Raw genomic sequence first — 18,323 nt, forward strand, 5'->3', positions numbered from 1 at the left:
CGTCGAGTGCACCCCACGCTTGGCCCAGAAATTCGATCGATACCCGATAGGGGTGCATGACGTAGTCAGGTCGAGTGAGCCCGGGATCGTGCAATCGGAGTGCCCATCTCTGCAGCAAGCTGACCGAGTCGATCGTTGAGCTGGGTCACATTCAATGGTGGCAACACCGCACTCATGCCGATAGCGCCTTCCGAACGGCGATGCCATAATCGTCGATCAACTCGCGTTCCGATGCCTCGCCGACCAGCGTCAACCATCGGTCGGTCGGCATTCGAAACCGCCTGTCCTCGAGTGCGCGCAGCACGGTCGTAGAGGGAATCCCCTCGTAGCGGGTCAGATCCGACGGAGGTACAGGGCGGCAGCGTCTGACGGGACTCGGCGCATTCCCATCGCTTCTCGGTGCCCGGGCGCCGGCTACGTAGAGACGGCATTGCAGCATCATTTGCCGAATGGCAATAGAGTCAAAACTGAATCGCTGATCGCGAAGGCAGCAGGGGAAAGCGAACAACACGGGTATGTCAGAGCAGAACAACGCCACCTTCATCTGGTCGATCGCAGATCTTCTGCGTGGCCCATACAAGCCGCACCAGTATGGCGCGATCGTGCTGCCGTTCACGATTCTGCGAAGGCTCGATGCGGTACTTGAGCCGACGAAGCAGGCAGTTCTCGCCGAGGCGAAGAGTCGTGCTGACTCACCATCAGCCCACGTGTACCTGACCAGGGCGTCGGGCACCAGCTTCTTCAACACGTCTGCCTTCACCCTGCAATCGCTGATGGGTGACCCGGCCGGCATCAAAGCGAACCTCATCGACTACATCCACGGATTCTCTGAGAACGTGCGCGACATCTTCGACCGCTTCGAGTTCGAGAAGCAGGTCGAGAAGCTCGACGCCGAGAACCTGCTCTATTTGGTGACGCAGCGTTTCGCGGCCGTCGACCTGCACCCGAACAAGGTGACCAACATCGAGATGGGCCTCATGTTCGAGGAGCTCATCCGCAAGTTCGCTGAGACCTCGAACGAGACCGCAGGCGAGCACTTCACCCCGCGCGAAGTCATCAAGCTCATGGTGAGCCTGCTGTTCATCGCCGACGACGAAGCGCTCAATCAGAAGGGTGTCGTTCGTTCGATCTATGACCCGACGGCAGGCACCGGCGGCATGCTGTCTGTCGCTGACGAGTACCTGCTAGGCCAGAATCCGGATGCTCGGCTCGTCATGTACGGGCAAGAGATCAATGGCGAGTCCTACGCCATCTGCAAGGCCGATCTGGTGATCAAAGGCCAAGACATCAACCACATCGTGCACGGCGACACCCTGACCGATGACGGACTGCCGGGCGAGACCTTCGACTATTGCCTCTCCAACCCGCCGTTCGGCGTCGACTGGAACAAGCAGAAGCCAGCGGTGCTCAAGGAACACGAGGAGCAGGGCTTCAACGGGCGCTTCGGCCCCGGTCTGCCCCGAGTCTCTGACGGCTCACTCCTCTTCCTGCTTCATCTGGTCAAGAAGCTCCGCCCCAAGGCGAAGGGCGGCGGCCGCGCCGGCATCGTGCTCAACGGCTCGCCTCTGTTCACCGGGGCAGCGGGCTCCGGAGAGTCGGAGATTCGCCGCTACCTACTCGAGAACGACTTGCTCGAGGCGATCGTCGCCCTGCCGACCGACATGTTCTACAACACCGGCATCGCCACCTACATCTGGGTCATCGACAACGACAAGCGCCCCGAGCGCCGCGGCACCGTGCAACTCATCGACGGAACCGGCTTCTCGCAGAAGATGCGCAAATCGCTCGGCTCCAAGCGCAAAGAACTCGGCACTGAAGATATCGCCCGCATCGTTCAGCTCTACGGCGGCGCAGACCAATCAGATGTCTCCAAGACCTTCAAGAACGACGACTTCGGCTATCGCACGATCACCGTCGAGCGCCCGCTGCGCCTGAACTGGGCGCTCACGCCCGAGCGTCTCGAAGTCGCGTTGGCCTCCAAGCCTCTAGCCAAGCTCACCGACTCCGAACGCACTTCTCTCGCCGGTCGAGTAGCGAGGAACGATCGTATCGAGACGCCTATGTACGACCTCAAAGCATTCACCAAACAGCTGAAGCATCTGCTCGAATCCGCAAACGTCACCCTTACCGCCCCTCAACTCAAGGCCTTCATCGCCGGGCTCTCCGAGCGCGACGAAAACGCCCCAATCGTGACCGATACCAAGGGCAACACCCTGCCTGACACGGATGCCCGCGATACCGAGAACGTGCCGCTCAGCGAAGACATCCACACATACTTCGCCCGCGAGGTCCTGCCCCATGTTCCAGACGCCTGGATCGACGAATCGAGAACCAAAACCGGCTACGAGATCCCCTTCACCCGCCACTTCTACAAGTACGTGCCCCCGAGACCCCTCGAAGAAATCGACGCCGACCTCAACAAACTCATCCGCGAAATCACGGAGCTGCTGAACGAGGTGGAGGCATGAGATTGAAAGCGTACTTGAGCTACCACGAATCGCAGATCGAATGGGTGAGCGAACTGCCCTCCGAGTGGTACGAGCAGCCATTTTTCGCGGCAGTACGCGAACGTAAGGCCAAAAACTTCGGGCTAAAGGAGGAAAACCTACTTTCGCTTAGTTACGGACAAATTATTCGTAAAGATATCTCTTTGAATGATGGTCTTCTCCCGGAGTCGTTTGAGACATACCAAGTTGTTCGGCCCGCAGACATCGTCTTTAGATTTACGGACCTTCAGAATGACAAGCGAAGCTTGCGATCGGCGCTCGTGGAAGAGCGAGGAATCATTACGTCGGCGTATTTGTCGGTGACCCCCGTTCGTCACGACGCTCGATATTTCGCTTATCTCATGCGTTCCTATGACAACCAAAAAGTCTTCTATTCGATGGGGGGCGGTCTCCGGCAGTCCCTGAAGTTCGACGACGTGAAACATCTACGGATCATCACGCCTCCGGATGAGGAGCAGAAGCGGATCGCAGACTACCTGGATGCGCAGACTGCGAAGATCGACTTGTTGATCGAGAAGCAGAGGCGGCTGATCGAGACGTTGGCGGAGCGGAGGCAGGCGGTCATAAACCACGCTGTCACCAAGGGCCTCGACCCGAACCTGCCAGTAAAAGACTCGGGAGTGGAATGGATGGGAGTGATTCCCGCCGCCTGGACTCTAACGCGAGTGCGTTACGTCGCGAGCATCCTTGGCGGATTTGCTCCAGAACACGCTCTTCCCGACAAACATGGCAAGTTCCCATACTTTCGGGTTGCTGACTTGAACGGGGCTGGGATCGACTATTCCATTTCCAGTTCAACGGAGCTTATCAACGACAAGAATTTGGTGGCACAAGTTGGAACGGTCCTTTTTCCTAAGCGTGGCGGAGCAATTTTCACCAACAAGGTGACGATTATGTCAGTCTGCGGAGCATTCGACACAAATCTGATGGGGGTTGTCCTGAACGACGACAAAGTTGACCCGCTTTTTTTTGCGCACTGGTTGAAAAGCCGGTCACTCGGGGAACTCGCTGATACGTCCACTCTGCCGCAGATCAACAACAAGCACATCTACCCTTTGCGGATAGGCCTCCCAAACCTATCCGAGCAGCGAAAAGTATCGAAATATATCGCCCTTCAAACCGCTCGGATGGATGCGCTCTCGGGGAAGGCGCGCGAGATGATCGACGTTCTCAAGGAGCGGCGGCAGGCGCTGATCAGCGCGGCAGTGACGGGGAAGATCGATGTGAGGGGCCTGCGCTGATGGACAAGCACAACGAGTACTGGTTCGAAGACGAGCTGGCGTCGCACCTGGCGGCGAACGGGTGGGAGTACTCGAAAGACGACACCGGTTACGACCGGGCGCTCGCGCTCTTTCCGGCAGACGTCTTCGGGTGGTTGGGCGACACTCAGGGTGACGCGCTTGCCCAGCGCGTGAAGGTATCCGATACCCCCTCCGTGCAGGAGAAGGCCGAGCAACAGCTGTTGACCCGGTTGACGCAGCTGCTCGACAAGCCGTTCGAGCAGGGCGGCGGCACTTTGAACGTGTTGCGCCACGGGTTCAAAGACATCGCTACGCAGTTCGACATGTGCCAGTTTCGCCCCGCGCAGAACCTGAACCCGGTGACGCTCGAGCGGTACAGCAAGGTGCGGCTGAGGGTGATGCGGCAGGTGCACTACTCCACTTCGAATGAGAGCAACATCGACCTGGTGTTCTTCGTCAACGGGCTGCCGGTGGCGACGATGGAGCTCAAGACCGACTTCACGCAGTCGGTCGAAGACGCGAAGATCCAGTACAAGAAGACCCGCACACCGCGAGACCCGGTGACGAAGAAGGTCGAGCCGCTGCTCGGGTTTGGCAGTCGTGCGCTCGTGCACTTTGCGGTCTCGAACTCTGAGGTGTGGATGACGACTCGCCTCGACGGCGACAACACCCACTTTCTGCCGTTCAACATGGGCAATGACGGGGGCAAGGGCAACCCGCCGAACCCCGACGGGTCGCCAACTTCGTACCTGTGGGAGCGGGTGCTGCAGCGTGATGCGTGGCTCGAGATCATCGGCAAGTTTCTGCACGCGAGCTCGTGGAAGGAGACGGATGCCGTCACCGGCGAGGTCACGGTGCGGCAGTCGTTGCTGTTCCCGCGTTTTCATCAGTGGGAGTCGGTCACGGCGCTTGTGAAGTCGGCTCGCACTGAGGGCCCGGGCAATCGGTACCTGATTCAGCACAGCGCCGGCTCGGGCAAAACGAACTCGATCGCCTGGACAGCCCATCAGCTCAGCTCTCTGCACAACGACGCGGGAACGAAGGTCTTCGATTCGGTGATCGTCGTCACCGACCGCACGGTGCTCGACGACCAACTGCAGGATGCGATCTACCAGATCGACCACAAGTCTGGCGTTGTCGTGCCGATCACCAAAGGCGGCTCCGACTCGAAGTCGTCGGCCTTGACCAAGGCGCTGACCGATCGGGCGCAGATCATCATCGTCACGATTCAGACGTTTCCTTTCGCACTCAAGGCGATCCGAACATCCGGTGCCCTCGTCGGCCGTAGCTTTGCGATCATCGCCGACGAAGCGCACTCCTCTCAGACGGGCAACACCTCAGCGAAGCTCAGGCATGTTCTCTCCCCCGACGAGCTCGCCTCGCTCGAAGACGGTGGCGAGTTCGACGTCGAAGCGCTGCTTGCGGCCGAGATGGAAGAAAAGGCGACCGCGGCGAACATCAGCTTCTTCGCCTACACCGCGACCCCGAAAGCCAAGACGCTGGAGCTGTTCGGGCGTATTGGTGAAGACGGGCTGCCGCATCCGTTTCACGTGTACACGATGCAGCAGGCGATCGAAGAGGGCTTCATACTCGACGTGCTGCAGAACTACACGCCCTACAAACTCGCGTTCAAACTGAGGCACAACGGGGTGGAATACGACAGCGCCGACCCGTTGGTGAACAAGACGAAGGCCGCCAAAGACCTGATGCGGTGGGTGCGCCTGCACCCCTACAACATCTCGCAGAGGGTCGCGGTGATCGTGGAGCATTTTCGCGACAACGTGGGCTGGCGGCTCAACGGCCAGGCGAAGGCGATGGTTGTCACCGGTAGCCGCATCGAGGCCGTGCGGTACAAGCGCGCTTTCGATAAGTATGTGAGTGAGCAGGGGTACACGGGACTGGCGGCGCTCGTCGCATTCTCGGGTGAGGTGACAGATGAGGAGGCCCGTGAAGAATCGGTCACTGAGATAACGCTGAACCCCGGGCTGAAAGGGCGCAGCCTACCGAAGGCGTTCTCCACCAATGACTACCAGGTGATGTTGGTCGCCAACAAGTTTCAGACCGGATTCGATCAGCCACTGCTGGTGGCGATGTATGTCGACAAGAAGCTCTCTGGGGTCACAGCGGTTCAGACTCTGTCGCGGCTGAATCGCACGGCGACAGGCAAAGACCAGACCTATGTGCTCGACTTCGTGAACGACCCTGCCGAGATTCTCGCCGCGTTCCAGCAGTACTACCGCTCAGCAGCGCTCGCCGAGGTCTCTGACCCGAACGTCATCCACGAACTGCAGAACAAGCTCGATCAGGCTCTGATCTACGAAGAATCCGAAGTGGATGGCGCGGCGAAAGCGTGGGTCTACGACGAGGGCAATGGGGCACTCACGAAGTGGCTGACACCCGCCAAGCAGCGGTTCGCAGGCCAGTACGCCGATGCTCTCAAAGCGGGGGACGCTGCGCGGGTGGAGGAACTGGTGCTTTTTCGCAGTGACGTGAGCAGCTTCATCCGTGCCTACGATTTTCTGTCGCAACTCATCAACTATCACGACACCGGTTTGGAGAAGCGTTCGATCTTCTATCGTCTACTCGCACCGCTCATTACGAGCACGGAGAAGGACCGGCCGATCGATCTGACCGGGGTGAACCTCAGCCACTACAGCCTGCGCGCTGAGGAGGTCGAAGATCTTCAGTACAGCGATGAGGCCGAGCTGCTCAAGCCCTTTACCGCGGTCGGGTCGGGCACGGCGAAAGACCCCGAGTTCGTGCGACTGCGGGAACTCATCGACAAGATGAACACCCTCTTCGAGGGCGACGGTCTCACCGACAACGACATGGTCGGGTTTACCGGATATGTTGGTGGAAAGTTTGACGAGAACGAACGACTCCGACACCAGGCTAAGGCCAACACCTTCGAGCAGTTCATGGGTAGCCCTGACTTGGGGAACGCCTTTCAAGAAGCCGTGATCGAATCTGACGAGAATTTCCGGTCGATGAGCGAGCAGGTGCTCGGGAGTAAATCAATTCAAAAAGCCATACTCGACTTGCTTGCTCGCGAGTTCTACGACCGTCATCGCCGGGGCGACGCAGCATGACTCAGGCCCGGGTGCGGGGTTGCGACCAACCAGAGCTGTCTGATTCCGTAGAGCTTCTCCGTCTGCAGATGCAAGCCAGCCGCCAGTAGGCTAAAGTGAGTAGGTTGCCTTCGGGCGATTCACCACCACCACCGCCGGGATACGCCCTGTAGTGGGAGCGCCGCCTTCGGGCGGCACGAAAGAGAAGAGAAGAAATGGCACCGAAAAAGAAGGTCACAGGTCTGATCAAGCTTCAGATCAAGGCCGGCGCCGCCAACCCCGCACCGCCCATCGGGCCTGCGCTGGGACAGCACGGCGTGAACATCATGGAGTTCTGCAAGGCATACAATGCAGCGACTGAAGACCAGCGCGGCAACGTCATTCCGGTTGAGATCACCGTGTACGAAGACCGTTCGTTCACGTTCATCCTGAAGACCCCGCCCGCCGCAGAGCTCATCAAGAAGGCCGCCGGCGTCGCCAAGGGTTCGGGAACCCCGCACACCGTCAAGGTCGCGAAGCTCACCAAAGAGCAGGTTCGGGAGATCGCCCAGATCAAGCTGGCCGACCTCAACGCCAACGATCTCGACGCTGCGTCGTTGATCATTGCAGGAACCGCCCGCTCCATGGGCATCACGGTCGAGGCGTAGGAGGCTCTCATGGCACAGAAATCAAAGGCTTACCGCGCTGCCGCTTCGAAGATCGAAGAAGGCAAGCTCTACACCGCCGCCGAAGCCGTCGTTCTTGCAAAAGAGACCGGCTCGGCCAAGTTCGACAGCACCGTTGAGGTCGCCCTCAAGCTCGGCGTCGACCCCCGCAAGGCAGACCAGATGGTCCGCGGCACCGTGATTCTTCCTCACGGCACCGGTAAGACCGCCCGCGTCATCGTCTTCGCAACGGGCCCCGCGGCCGAAGCAGCAATTGCTGCCGGTGCTGACGAGGTTGGTGGCGACGAGCTGATCGAGAAGGTGGCCGCTGGCTACACCTCGTTCGACTCCGCTGTCTCGACCCCGGAGCTCATGGGCAAGGTCGGTCGTCTCGGAAAGGTACTCGGCCCGCGTGGCCTCATGCCGAACCCGAAGACCGGCACCGTGACCCCCGACGTGGCGAAGGCTGTCACCGAGATCAAGGGTGGAAAGATCGAGTTCCGCGTCGACAAGCACTCCAACGTGCACTTCGTCGCCGGCAAGGTCAGCTTCACGCCCGACCAGCTCCGCGAGAACGTCGGCGCTGCGCTCGACGAGATCGTTCGCCAGAAGCCGTCCTCCTCGAAGGGCCGTTACATCACCAAGGGCACCGTTTCGACGACCTTCGGTCCTGGCATCCCGGTCGATGTGAACGCACTCGCGTAGTCACAACCACTAGAAAAGGGGTCCGCTTCGGCGGGCCCCTATTTTTGTCTAGGCTGAGAGAGTGCCCCTCGTCATACGCACGGCAGATGCAGCCGACTCTGCCCGCCTCGCGCTCATTGCTTCCGCCACCTTCGCGTTCGCGTGCCCACCGCACACCTCGGCGGCGGGCATCCAGCAGTTCATCTCGTCGACACTGTCTGAAGCCCGGTTCGACGAGTATCTTGCAGACGGCCAACGGATGCTCTTCCTGGCCGAATTCGATGGCTTGCCGGTCGGCTACACCATGGTCGTCATGGGCGAGCCATCAGACCCCGATGTGGCTCGTGCCCTCACAACGAGGCCTACCGCAGAACTCAGCAAGTGTTACGTCCTGCCGGGGCATCATGGGCGCGGAGTTGCCCACCGGCTCATGGAGCTGTCGGTGCAATCGGCTCTGGAAAAGGGCGCTGCGGCCATCTGGCTCGGAGTCAACAATGAGAATGCCAGGGCGAATCGGTTCTATGAGAAGAGTGGTTTCGTCACTGTCGGCGCCAAGTCTTTTCTGGTGGGCGAGGAAATCGAGCACGACTTTGTGCGCGAGCGCCTGCTCTGAGTGTTCTCAGACCTGTTCGGCGACGCTGATGACGAGCTTGCCGCGCGTGTGTCCCTCTTCGATTCGCCTGTGCGCGTCGGCCGCGTGATCGAGGGTGAAGATCTCGTCGACGTGTACGTGGACATCGCCGGAGTTGATGAGCCGGGCGATCACCGTCAAGGTCGAGGCGTCAGGGGAGACTTTGTACGTGGTTGCGCGGAGGCCCAGAGTACGGGCGTCCTCGATGAGGCCCGGCCAACTCCCGCTTGGGGCGTTGACGAGCAGGCCACCGGGGCGAAGGGTCTGCAGGGCACGTGTACCGGTGTTGTCGATCGTGTTGCCGATCAGGTCGATCACCACATCGACATTCGACACTTCGTGTTCGAATCGGGTCGAGGCATAGTCGATGACCTCTGCGGCGCCGAGCTCGTGCAGCCAGCTCGAGTTGCGTGACGACGACGTGGCGATGACGTAGGCGCCGAAATACGCGGCGAACTGCACCGCGAAATGGCCGACGCCGCCGGAACCGGCGAGGATGAGCATCCGCTGGCCTTCGTGCGCCTTGGCAACGTCGACGACCATTCCCCAGGCCGTCAGCGCGGCGACAGGAACTGCCGCTGCCTCGACGAGCGACAGACGGGCCGGCTTCTTGCAGAGTTGCATACTCGGGGCCGAGACGTATTCCGCGTAGGCGCCGAGGCCGCGTGGGGCGCTCAGCATTCCGTAGACCTCGTCACCCGGTTTCAGTGGGTGGCTTTCATAGGGCGTCTCAATGACGACGCCGCTGAAATCCTGACCGAGAACGTACGGGTAGCTCGCAATCGCTGCCGAGGCTCCCTTGCCTGCACGTGTCTTCGCGTCGATCGGGTTGACTCCGGCAGCCGCGACCTTGACGAGCACTTCCGCGCTGATGCGAACAGGAAGAGCGATCTCTGCTGTGTGAAGGACCTCGGGAGAACCCGTCGAATCGATCACCGCGGCCTTCATTGTGGTCGGGAGGGGGCCGGGGTGATCGAAATCTGCTTGTGGATTGGACAAGGGGCTCACTCCGGTCGTTTGCTGCGTCATCGGTAACCTTCCATGTGGTGCGATCAACACCGCTGGTGATCGCTAGGTATCGAATGTGCGGGTGGCCCACCAGTGGGGGGCACGACCTAAGTAAACCTTTCTATTGATACGACGATGTTACGAGGGTGTCACCTTGTTGCTAACAAACCCGTTTTGCCGCTCGGGGGGCGGCGCTGAAGGTCACTCTGGGCGCCGGCTGGAGCGTGAAGTTCGGCGGGGCAGACTGAGCGCACCGGCGACGACGAGCATGGCACCGACGGCGATGAGTGGCCAGAGTGCGGCCACGTCGAGCCCGGTGTGGGCCAGTTGCGGAGTGCTGGCGGTGGCTCCGGATGATGAGCTCGAGTTCGAGCCGCCTGTCGTGCCAGATCCACCGGTTGGAGTGCTGGTGGAGGTTGGTGTCGGCGTGGGGGTCGGGGTCGGCGTCGGCGAATTGACGATCAGCGCGAAATCCTGTGTGGCGTTGGGACGAATCGCGTTTGCTGCCACGATCTGATTCGGGAAGCTTCCGTTCGTCGTGGGCGTCCCCGAGATGGTTGCGGTTGCCGAATCGAAGGCAAGGCCGCCGGGAAGTGGATTGATCAACGTGAAGGCAGGAGCGGGAGATCCGATGGCGGTGAATGTGAAGCTGAATGGTACGCCGACCGTCGCCGCCGGTGGTGGCCCCGAGGTGATGATCGGGGCGAAATTGGGCGTACCGGCGACGAGCCGTGAGACGGTGTCGTCACCCTCATTCGCTGCGAAGACATTCGTGAACTGGGTTGAGTCTGCAACGATTCCGCGGGGCCCAGTGCCAGATGCCAACGGGAGCTGCTGCGAGTTTGCCGGGCTGCGGCCATCGAGTTGTGTGACGACGTTGTCGGTGTTGCCAGAAACGAAGACGCTGTGCGTTGACTGGTCGACGGTGAGGCCGGTCGGACCGGCGGGAATCCCGATCGACTCGAGCGTTCCGGCCGGGTCGGCCGCATCGAACCAGCTCAGCTTCGAGACGATGAGGTTGGTGACGAACACCCGATGGGTGCTGTTGTCGACGGCGATGGCCCCCGGCACAGTGAATCCCCCGATCGTGGTGGCTACTGGAGCCGCAACCGACCCGTCGAACATCGACACCGAAGAACCGAAAGCATTGCCGACGTAGACCTTGTGGGATATCTGATCCACCGCGATGGCGCGAGGTGTGGCCCCGACACTCACGGTAGCGATCACGGTCGGTGCAGGCGCCCGGCCATCCAATATTGAAACTGTCCCGGCGCCCGAGTTGGTGACGAATACCCGCCCGGACGTTGCGTCGACCGCAATTCCATCCGGGGCTAGGCCAACCGCGGCGCTGGTGATAACGGGGATATTGATGGTTCCGTCGTAGATGTAGATTGCCGCAGTGTCTTGTCTCACCGCGAATACTCGGCCAGAAACCGGGTCGACGGCGATACCTCTGAGTGCACTTCCTGGACCGGCGATCGTGACTGGGTTAGCTATAGGCGTTGCCGCATGCCCGTCGAATCTGGAGACCGAACCCTGGGCGGAGTTCACGACAAAGACCGCGCCAGTCGAGGAGTTGTACGCCATACTTTGCGGATGGCTGCCGACCGCGATCGGTGCGATCGCCGCATGCGCAGCCGAGGCAGCGCCGAAGAGCACGAGACCCAAGGCTCCGATGCCGAGAACGGAGGCCGTCAGGGCACGGAAGGTGAAGGAAGATCGGGAATGGCGCATGAGAGTGAGGGTATCTCAGCTCATGATCGTTGTGCAAGCCTCGACTTCAAGGCGGCCGGTCTCGCCTGTACGGCCTGCCAATCGCGCAGAAAAACGTGCCTAATGTGCCGCAACCTGCAGCGGCGGCAGGTGGGTCGAACCCGAGCGGAGCTGGCTGAGGTGACGTGCGTGGGCATCGAGCCGATCATCCTCGTCGGTGACGGGCACCCACGGCCGCACTGCGGTGGTGTGCCCCGAGTCGTCGAGCGCCGCCATGATCGTGAGGCAGTGGGTGGTGAGCTGGAACTCGCGCTCCCTCGGGTCACGCGAGCGCACGTGGGTGCTGATGTGCATGGCCGAGTGCCCGGTGTGCACCAGGCGCGCCTCGACTTCGACGAGATGGCCGATGGGGATGGGCCGGTAGAACCGGATCCCACCCGAGTACACGGTGATCGCGTCGAGCCCGCTCCAGGTGGAGGCGCAGGCGAGGGCAGCCTCGTCGATCCACCGCATGACCGTGCCACCGTGGGTCTTGCCGCCCCAGTTCACGTCGGTCGGGGCCGCGAAGAACCGCAGTGTCACGATCTCGGCAGTGCCCTCCGACGAGTAGACCTGTCCCTTCATGGCCTCTTCGATGCGCGCCCGGATGTCGATGCGGTTCACGGCATCGTTGTAGAGGCTGGCGTCTTCGTCGGTCTGGGGAACCCAGGGTTCAACCGGGGTCGGCCGGGCATCCGCGCCCATGGCGACGAAGATCACCATGCAGTCGCTGGAGGTGACGTACCGGCCTATCTTCGGGTCTGCCGAGGTGACGTTGACCCTGATGTGCATGCTCGACCGGCCGGTGTAGACCAGCTTCGCCCGCACCTCGACCAGGTTGCCGGAGTCGATGGGGGCGACGAAGCTCACGCTGCCGACGTAGGCCGTGACGCAGTAGGTCGCGCTCCAGCCGACGGCACAGGCATAGGCGGCCTTGTCGATCCATTCGAGCACCCGCCCGGCGTGCACCTTGCCTCCGATGCTGGCGACGTCGTTGGGCGAGGCGAGAAAGCGGAGCGTGACTTCGGGGGCGCCGTGCATCATGACTGGCTCTTCCTGGTGATCTCGTGCTCAGGGTCGTGGCGCTCGAGAAACTCGAACACCTCTGTGCTGTCGACACCCGGGAACGAGCCGGTCGGCATGGCGGCGAGCAGGCTCGAGTTCAGCCGGGCGCTCGGCCACGACTTGCTCTGCCATTTTCTCGACAGACCTGTGGAGGGCTGCCGGCAGCAGGTCGGGTCTGGGCAGGTCGAGGCGAATCGGGTGTCGGTGTCGCGGCCCCGGAACCAGCGCGCGTCGGCGAACGGAGTGCCCACGCTGATCGAGAAGTGCCCACGCGAGGTGGTCTGGATGCGTGAGGTGCACCAGTAGGTACCCGTCGGTTTGTCGGTGTACTGGTGGTAGGGGCTGAACCGGTCCTCGGCGTCGAACACCTGCCGGGCACTCCAGTACCGGCAGACGATCTGGCCCTCGACCGACCCGAGCGCATCGGTCGGGAAGACGACATCGTCATTCTCGTACGCCTTCACAACAGACCCGGTCTCGTGCACCTTGAGGAAGTGCACAGGGATGCCGAGGTGCTGTGTGGCCAGGTTGGTGAAGCGGTGCGCGGCGGTCTCGTAGTTGACGCTGAACGCGTCGCGCAGGTCTTCGACCGAGAGCTCGCGCTGGGACTTGGCGCGCTGCAGGAACTCGACGGCGGTGTGTTCGGGGATGAGTAGGGCGCCTGCGAGGTAGTTCGTCTCGACACGCTGGCGGAGGAAGTCCCCGTAGCCGGTGGGTTCCTCGTGCCCCAGAACGTGGCTGGCCAGGGCCTGAAGCAGCACGGTGCGCGGGTCGGCGTCGGGGCTCTGCGCACGGGGCACGTAGATGCGGCCGTTCGCCAGGTCGGTGATCGACCGGGTCGACCCCGGCAGATCGGCGACGTAGTGCAGCGTGAAGCCGAGGTGTGAAGCAAGATCGGATGCGACGCGTTGCGAGAGCGGGCCGCCCAGGTGACCCACGGCCTCGAGCAGCTTCTGCGCCGTCGTCTCGAGTTCGGCGAAGTAGTTGTTGCGCTTACGCATCTGTGCGCGCAACTCGGTGTTGGCGCGGCGGGCTTCTTCGGGGGTCGCGATGCGCTCGCCGTGCATCCGCTCGAGTTCGTGGTGCAACCCGAGAATGGTCTCGATCGCCTCGTCGCTGAGGGTCTTGCGAGCGGGTACGGGAGGCAGGCCGAGGGAGGCGTAGAGCTGACCGCGCTGGATGCGTTCGAGCGCGATCTCGAGGGCAGCGCGACGGCTGGGGGGCTCGGCGTTGAGGAGCTGCTCGACCGTGACGTCGAGGGCCGTGGCGAAGCGCTGCATGTCGCCGAGCTTCAGTTCGCGTTTGCCGTTCTCGACGACGGAGACCTGCGAGGCCGCCCGGCCGACGGCGGTACCGAGGGCGTCGAGGGTCATTCCCTTGTCGGAGCGCAGCTGGCGGATCCGTCGGCCGACGGTGAGTGAATCGAGCATGATTTCATCATGGCCGCGGCACCGAGCCGGTGGCGCGAACTCGTCCCGCCGGCATCGCACGTTCTTTCGCAAATCGAAAGAAGTGCCATTCTTCTGCCCAGAGCGGGCCCCCAGGCGGATCGACTTTCCCGAAGGCGCGCGAAAGTCGCTCTTTTCTCGCACATTCGGGCAACTCGATCGGGCTCAGCGGCGCTGCATGAGTCCGAGCAACTGGTCGGCCAGGCGCACGAGCTGGGCGATCTCGTTGTCGTCGCGGTCGATCCAGCGGCACTCCGGCTCGGCTGAAAGAGGCACGAATTCCGCGTGCTGCTCCCAGACCAGGAGAGTGCGTTCTGCACCCAGCACGTACTGCTGCCACCAGATCTGCCGGAGGTAGTGTCGGGGAATCGACTTCCACGCCTTGTTCGTCGTCTTGATTTCGGCGAGTTCGGTATCGCCCGCTGCGGTCACGGCGATGCCGTCGGGTGTTGCGAGATGCAGCGGCCTGCCGTGCGCATGGAAGAGCACCGTGCTCGGCACGATGCCGTGCTCGCGCTGCACCCACGCCGCGATGTGCGGCTCGCGGTCCTTGCCGTGGTCGGTGTAGGCGTTGCCGCCGAAATTGTGGCCGTTCAGCTTGTCGTAGGCTGCGTTCTCGACCGAGCGCTGGGTGGTGAGCCTCGCGGCGTCGGTGGCGGTCACCCCGCGCGAACGGGCCCTGATCCACGCCACCCGGTCGGTCGAATCGGCGACGACGCGCGAGAGGTGGGCCGGCACGAATGCCACGGCAGGCACCAGCTCGTCTTCTTCCCAAGGAAAGGTCAAAGTCAAGGCCGTCGTCACGATTCCATTCTCTCGCTGTGAGGGTGGAACACTTGACCAGACACGGTCGGCCTCGCTCGGCAACGGTGGGCGAATAGCCACTTGGCGGCGTGTCGAAATCCTCACGGGCACGGTGGTTTCGATACGCGCGGCTGGGCCGTGCTACTCAACCCGCGGTCATTCCGCACAGATTCGAAGGAACATCATGCGTATTGCAGTGACCGGCGGTTCAGGCAAACTCGGCAGAACAGTGGTCGACTCCCTGCGAGAGGCAGGCCACGAGGTGTTCAACCTCGACGTTGCCGGCCCCCGCGAGAGCACGATCCGCGTCGACTTCACGAACTACGGTGAGACCCTCGACGCACTCCTGGGCGTGAACGACAGGCACGACGGTGTGGATGCCCTGGTTCACCTTGCCGCAATACCGGCGCCGGGCATCCATTCTGATGTCGCGACGTTCGACAACAACATGCTCTCGACGTTCCATGTGTTGCACGCGGCCAGGCGCGCAGGAATCACGAACATCGTGACGGCGTCGAGCGAGACCGTGCTCGGACTGCCGTTCGATGCCCCGCCGCCCTACATTCCTGTGGACGAGGAGTACCCGGCACGCCCCGAGTCGGTGTACTCGCTCACGAAGCACCTCGAAGAACAGCTCGCGATCGAGCTGACACGCTGGAGCCCGGAACTCAAGATCGTCGCCCTGCGGTTCTCGAACGTCATGTACGAGGAGGATTATGCCGAGTTCCCGTCATTCGATGCCGACGCGCGCCTGCGCAAATGGAATCTGTGGGGGTACATCGACTCGCGCGACGGCGCCCAGGCGGTGCTCAAAGCGCTGGAGTTCGAGGGCACCGGCTTCGAGCGGTTCATCATCGCTGCAGCCGACACCGTCATGAGCCGGAGCAACAGCGAGCTCGTGGCGGAGGTGTTCCCCGACACTCCCGTGCGCGGCGAACTCGGCGAGAACACCACGCTGCTGTCGATCGACAAGGCTCGCAGGGTGCTGGGGTACGCACCGCAGCACTCGTGGAGAGACGCTCGCTCCTAGGACAGCCGCAGAAAATCGATCAATCGTCGGCCCTCGGTGAAACCTCCGCGCTAGGCGGCTCGGTTTGGCTGTGGGCCGACGATTGATCGATTCGGGCGTCGGGTTGAGGGGCGGGCGGTGTCAAGCCTCGCGCACCGTGCCGCCCTTGATGTGCAGTCGGCGCTCGGCGCGCCGTGCGACCGCTGTGTCGTGCGTCACGATGATGAGCGTGAGCCCCTTCTCGCGCCAGAAGCCCTCGAGCAACTGCATGATCTCGTCGCGGGTCTCCTCATCGAGGGCGCCGGTCGGCTCGTCGGCGAGCAGCACATCGGGCGACTTCACCAGGGCCCGCGCGATGGCCACCCGCTGCTGCTGCCCACCCGAGAGCTCGGCCGGTCGGTGGGTCAACCGGTCGCCGAGGCCCACGGAGGCCAGGGCATCCTGAGCCTTGGCGCGCCGCTCAGAGCCCGGCATGCCCAGCGGTGCCAGCGCGGTTTCGACGTTCTCCTGCGCCGTCAGGGTCGGGATCAGGTTGAAGCTCTGGAAGACGAAGCCGATCTCCCGCGCGCGAATCCCGGCCAGGGCGTTGTCGCCGAGTTTCGAGAGCGTCGAACCCCCCAGCTGCACTTCGCCGGAGCTCGGCCGGTCGAGCGCGCCCAGCATTTGCAGCAGAGTCGATTTGCCGCCCCCGGTCGGCCCCTGCACGGCGACCATCTGGCCGTCGGGAATGCTGAGCGTCACGTCGTTCAGCGCGACAACGGTTCGCTTGCCCTGGCTGTAGCTCTTCGAGACGTTCGTCAATTCGTATATGGATGATCTCCAGAAGTCGGTGTGAGGGATGAGTGAATCGACAGAGGCGCGGGCGCGGGCACACTGCTACGCGACTGAGCGAAGTGCCTCAGCCGGGCGCAGGCGAGCCGCCCGCCAGCCTCCGATGGCCCCGGCGAGGAGGCCACCGACGATAGCCAGCCCCACGGCGATCAGCACGATCTCGATGGTGAACGGTGCGTGGAGCGCAACCGTCGAGGTGGCCTGATTGGCCGCCGCACCGAAACCGCCGCCGGCAGCACGCTGGCCGAAACCGCCGCCGCCCTCGCCTGTCGCCCCGCCACCCGTCGCGGCAGACCCTGCCGCGCCGGCTGCACGCCGTGCTGCCCCGCCAAGCCCACCACCCGTGCTGGCGGAGCCGGTCAAGGTGGGGGAGATGGCGTTCACGATCGCGATGCCAGCGATTCCGACGATGACGCCGATGACCCCGCCGGTGAGGCCCTGCACCATTGACTCACCGGCGACCTGGCGCACGATGCGCCCGTTGCTCCAGCCGATGGCCTTGAGGGTGCCGAATTCACGCGTTCTGCGGGTCACCCCCGAGATCGTGAACAAGATGGCGATCAGGAAGGCCGCGGCGAGCACGAGGACCGACAGCCAGGTGCCCAGGCTGCTCACCAACGATGAAGCGGTCGACAGGGAGCCGGAGACGGTCGAGGCGAGATCGGCCTGGGTGTTCACCGTCGCCGTGGGCAGGGCCGCCTTGAGATCGGCCGCGAGCTGGTCGACACCGCTGGAGGAGGCGGCCTGCACGTAGATCGTGCTGAGTTTGCCGGTGTTGCTCGACAGCGACTGGGCGACATCCAGGGGGACGTAGACGTTCGCGGCGGTCGTCGAATCGGTACCGGTGGACGAGACTGTTCCGACGATCTGGAACGCGGTGCCGCCGATCGTGATGGTGCCTCCGACGGCAAGCGACGCACTGGTGGCGTAGCTGCTGTCGAGAACGGCGACATCGGTGCCCGCATCGGTCGGCGCCAATACGCGCCCGGTCGCAACGGCAACCGAGGAGAGGGGCCCCACTGAATCGCCGGCCGAGTCGACGCCGAGCACGCTGAACCTGTTGAGGTTGAAGGCGCTGCCGCCCGCGCCGTCTGCGCCGCCGGTGGGTGGAGCCGCGTCGGTTGTTCCGCCCGGCGTGCGGTTGCCGCCGGTGGCACCCGCCTGGCGATCGGGTACCTGCCCGCTGAAAATGATGTTCTCGAGTGACAGGGTGCCCGTCGAGGCAGCAACTCCGCTGACTCCCTTCACCGTGGCCAGTTGGCCGGCATCGAAGACCGTCTGGGTCGGAGTGCTGACCAGCCGTGACTGGCTGAGGTTCGTCGTGCCACCAGAAGTGTCACCTGAGCCAGACCCGAAGGCGAAACCCTGCTGGCCACCGCCAGCGGCTCCCGCAGTCGGCGGGGTCGCCGCCTGGCTGATCGTCACGTCGGTGCCGACCCCGTAGACGGAGGCGAGTACCGAGGCCTGTGCATTCTGCACGCCGGCAGAAATCGAGTTGACCAGAATGACCAGGCCGATCGCCAGGGCCATGCCGACGGCGATGATGATGGTCTGTCTGCGGCGGCCGAGTAATTCTCGCCGCAAGTAGGTACCGAACACGGGCGCTCCTAGTAGATCCAGCTGTCTCGGCC

At 62.8% G+C, this 18,323-nt stretch carries 14 protein-coding genes; 7 read left to right on the forward strand and 7 right to left on the reverse strand.

Annotated elements, in window-relative coordinates; genetic code table 11:
* Nucleotides 1-515 precede the first annotated feature (515 nt).
* From JOE66_RS03275 to JOE66_RS03300, 6 genes are all read left to right on the forward strand, one after another.
* Entirely contained in the window at nt 516-2,468 is a 1,953-nt protein-coding gene (locus JOE66_RS03275) for a type I restriction-modification system subunit M (protein ID WP_205106733.1), read from the forward strand.
* Nucleotides 2,465-3,748, forward strand: coding sequence for a restriction endonuclease subunit S (locus JOE66_RS03280; RefSeq protein ID WP_205106735.1), 1,284 nt, complete (start codon nt 2,465-2,467; stop codon nt 3,746-3,748). Before JOE66_RS03275 ends, JOE66_RS03280 begins: the two co-directional genes overlap by 4 nt.
* Entirely contained in the window at nt 3,748-6,837 is a 3,090-nt protein-coding gene (locus JOE66_RS03285) for a type I restriction endonuclease subunit R (protein ID WP_205106737.1), read from the forward strand. Before JOE66_RS03280 ends, JOE66_RS03285 begins: the two co-directional genes overlap by 1 nt.
* Before the next feature lie 194 nt (nt 6,838-7,031).
* Nucleotides 7,032-7,463, forward strand: a complete 432-nt coding sequence (gene rplK, locus JOE66_RS03290; RefSeq protein ID WP_104245271.1) for a 50S ribosomal protein L11 — start codon at nt 7,032-7,034, stop codon at nt 7,461-7,463.
* A 9-nt stretch (nt 7,464-7,472) separates the two neighbouring features.
* Nucleotides 7,473-8,165, forward strand: a complete 693-nt coding sequence (rplA, locus tag JOE66_RS03295; RefSeq protein ID WP_205106739.1) for a 50S ribosomal protein L1 — start codon at nt 7,473-7,475, stop codon at nt 8,163-8,165.
* Between the two features lie 61 nt (nt 8,166-8,226).
* Complete coding sequence (locus tag JOE66_RS03300; protein WP_205106741.1) at nt 8,227-8,757, forward strand: GNAT family N-acetyltransferase; 531 nt, start codon at nt 8,227-8,229, stop codon at nt 8,755-8,757.
* Nucleotides 8,758-8,763: 6 nt separating this feature from the next.
* Here the strand turns inward: JOE66_RS03300 and JOE66_RS03305 are convergent, their stop codons facing one another.
* From JOE66_RS03305 to JOE66_RS03325, 5 genes are all read right to left on the reverse strand, one after another.
* Nucleotides 8,764-9,804, reverse strand: coding sequence for an NADP-dependent oxidoreductase (locus tag JOE66_RS03305; protein WP_307827030.1), 1,041 nt, complete (start codon nt 9,802-9,804; stop codon nt 8,764-8,766).
* Between the two features lie 180 nt (nt 9,805-9,984).
* The gene (locus tag JOE66_RS03310; protein ID WP_205106743.1) at nt 9,985-11,517 is read right to left on the reverse strand and encodes a putative Ig domain-containing protein; all 1,533 of its coding nucleotides are present in this window, start codon (nt 11,515-11,517) and stop codon (nt 9,985-9,987) included.
* 99 nt (nt 11,518-11,616) lie between these two features.
* A complete protein-coding gene (locus JOE66_RS03315; protein ID WP_205106745.1) occupies nt 11,617-12,579 on the reverse strand; it encodes an acyl-CoA thioesterase in 963 nt (320 codons plus the stop codon).
* Complete coding sequence (locus JOE66_RS03320) at nt 12,576-14,030, reverse strand: helix-turn-helix transcriptional regulator (protein WP_205106747.1); 1,455 nt, start codon at nt 14,028-14,030, stop codon at nt 12,576-12,578. The genes JOE66_RS03315 and JOE66_RS03320 overlap by 4 nt, the downstream gene beginning before the upstream one ends.
* A gap of 183 nt (nt 14,031-14,213) precedes the next feature.
* On the reverse strand, nt 14,214-14,852 hold the full coding sequence (locus tag JOE66_RS03325; protein WP_372435474.1) for a YqaJ viral recombinase family protein: 639 nt from the start codon (nt 14,850-14,852) through the stop codon (nt 14,214-14,216).
* Between the two features lie 184 nt (nt 14,853-15,036).
* Here JOE66_RS03325 and JOE66_RS03330 point away from each other — a divergent pair, with 184 nt between their 5' ends.
* Entirely contained in the window at nt 15,037-15,882 is an 846-nt protein-coding gene (locus tag JOE66_RS03330) for an NAD-dependent epimerase/dehydratase family protein (protein ID WP_205106749.1), read from the forward strand.
* Between the two features lie 120 nt (nt 15,883-16,002).
* Here the strand turns inward: JOE66_RS03330 and JOE66_RS03335 are convergent, their stop codons facing one another.
* Together JOE66_RS03335 and JOE66_RS03340 are read right to left on the reverse strand one after the other, a co-directional pair.
* A complete protein-coding gene (locus tag JOE66_RS03335; RefSeq protein ID WP_205111560.1) occupies nt 16,003-16,671 on the reverse strand; it encodes an ABC transporter ATP-binding protein in 669 nt (222 codons plus the stop codon).
* A 66-nt stretch (nt 16,672-16,737) separates the two neighbouring features.
* Complete coding sequence (locus JOE66_RS03340; RefSeq protein WP_205106751.1) at nt 16,738-18,291, reverse strand: ABC transporter permease; 1,554 nt, start codon at nt 18,289-18,291, stop codon at nt 16,738-16,740.
* Nucleotides 18,292-18,323 lie beyond the last annotated feature (32 nt).

It is taken from the genome of Subtercola frigoramans (assembly GCF_016907385.1).
GTDB classification, from domain to species: Bacteria; Actinomycetota; Actinomycetes; order Actinomycetales; family Microbacteriaceae; genus Subtercola; species Subtercola frigoramans.

What these genes read in the sequence shown, in the direction of transcription:
- JOE66_RS03275 (WP_205106733.1), top strand. Translation starts at nt 516, where the DNA reads ATGTCAGAGCAGAACAACGCCACCTTCATCTGGTCGATCGCAGATCTT.
- JOE66_RS03280 (WP_205106735.1), top strand. Translation starts at nt 2,465, where the DNA reads ATGAGATTGAAAGCGTACTTGAGCTACCACGAATCGCAGATCGAATGG.
- JOE66_RS03285 (WP_205106737.1), top strand. Translation starts at nt 3,748, where the DNA reads ATGGACAAGCACAACGAGTACTGGTTCGAAGACGAGCTGGCGTCGCAC.
- rplK (WP_104245271.1), top strand. Translation starts at nt 7,032, where the DNA reads ATGGCACCGAAAAAGAAGGTCACAGGTCTGATCAAGCTTCAGATCAAG.
- rplA (WP_205106739.1), top strand. Translation starts at nt 7,473, where the DNA reads ATGGCACAGAAATCAAAGGCTTACCGCGCTGCCGCTTCGAAGATCGAA.
- JOE66_RS03305 (WP_307827030.1), bottom strand. Translation starts at nt 9,804, where the DNA reads ATGACGCAGCAAACGACCGGAGTGAGCCCCTTGTCCAATCCACAAGCA.
- JOE66_RS03310 (WP_205106743.1), bottom strand. Translation starts at nt 11,517, where the DNA reads ATGCGCCATTCCCGATCTTCCTTCACCTTCCGTGCCCTGACGGCCTCC.
- JOE66_RS03315 (WP_205106745.1), bottom strand. Translation starts at nt 12,579, where the DNA reads ATGATGCACGGCGCCCCCGAAGTCACGCTCCGCTTTCTCGCCTCGCCC.
- JOE66_RS03320 (WP_205106747.1), bottom strand. Translation starts at nt 14,030, where the DNA reads ATGCTCGATTCACTCACCGTCGGCCGACGGATCCGCCAGCTGCGCTCC.
- JOE66_RS03330 (WP_205106749.1), top strand. Translation starts at nt 15,037, where the DNA reads ATGCGTATTGCAGTGACCGGCGGTTCAGGCAAACTCGGCAGAACAGTG.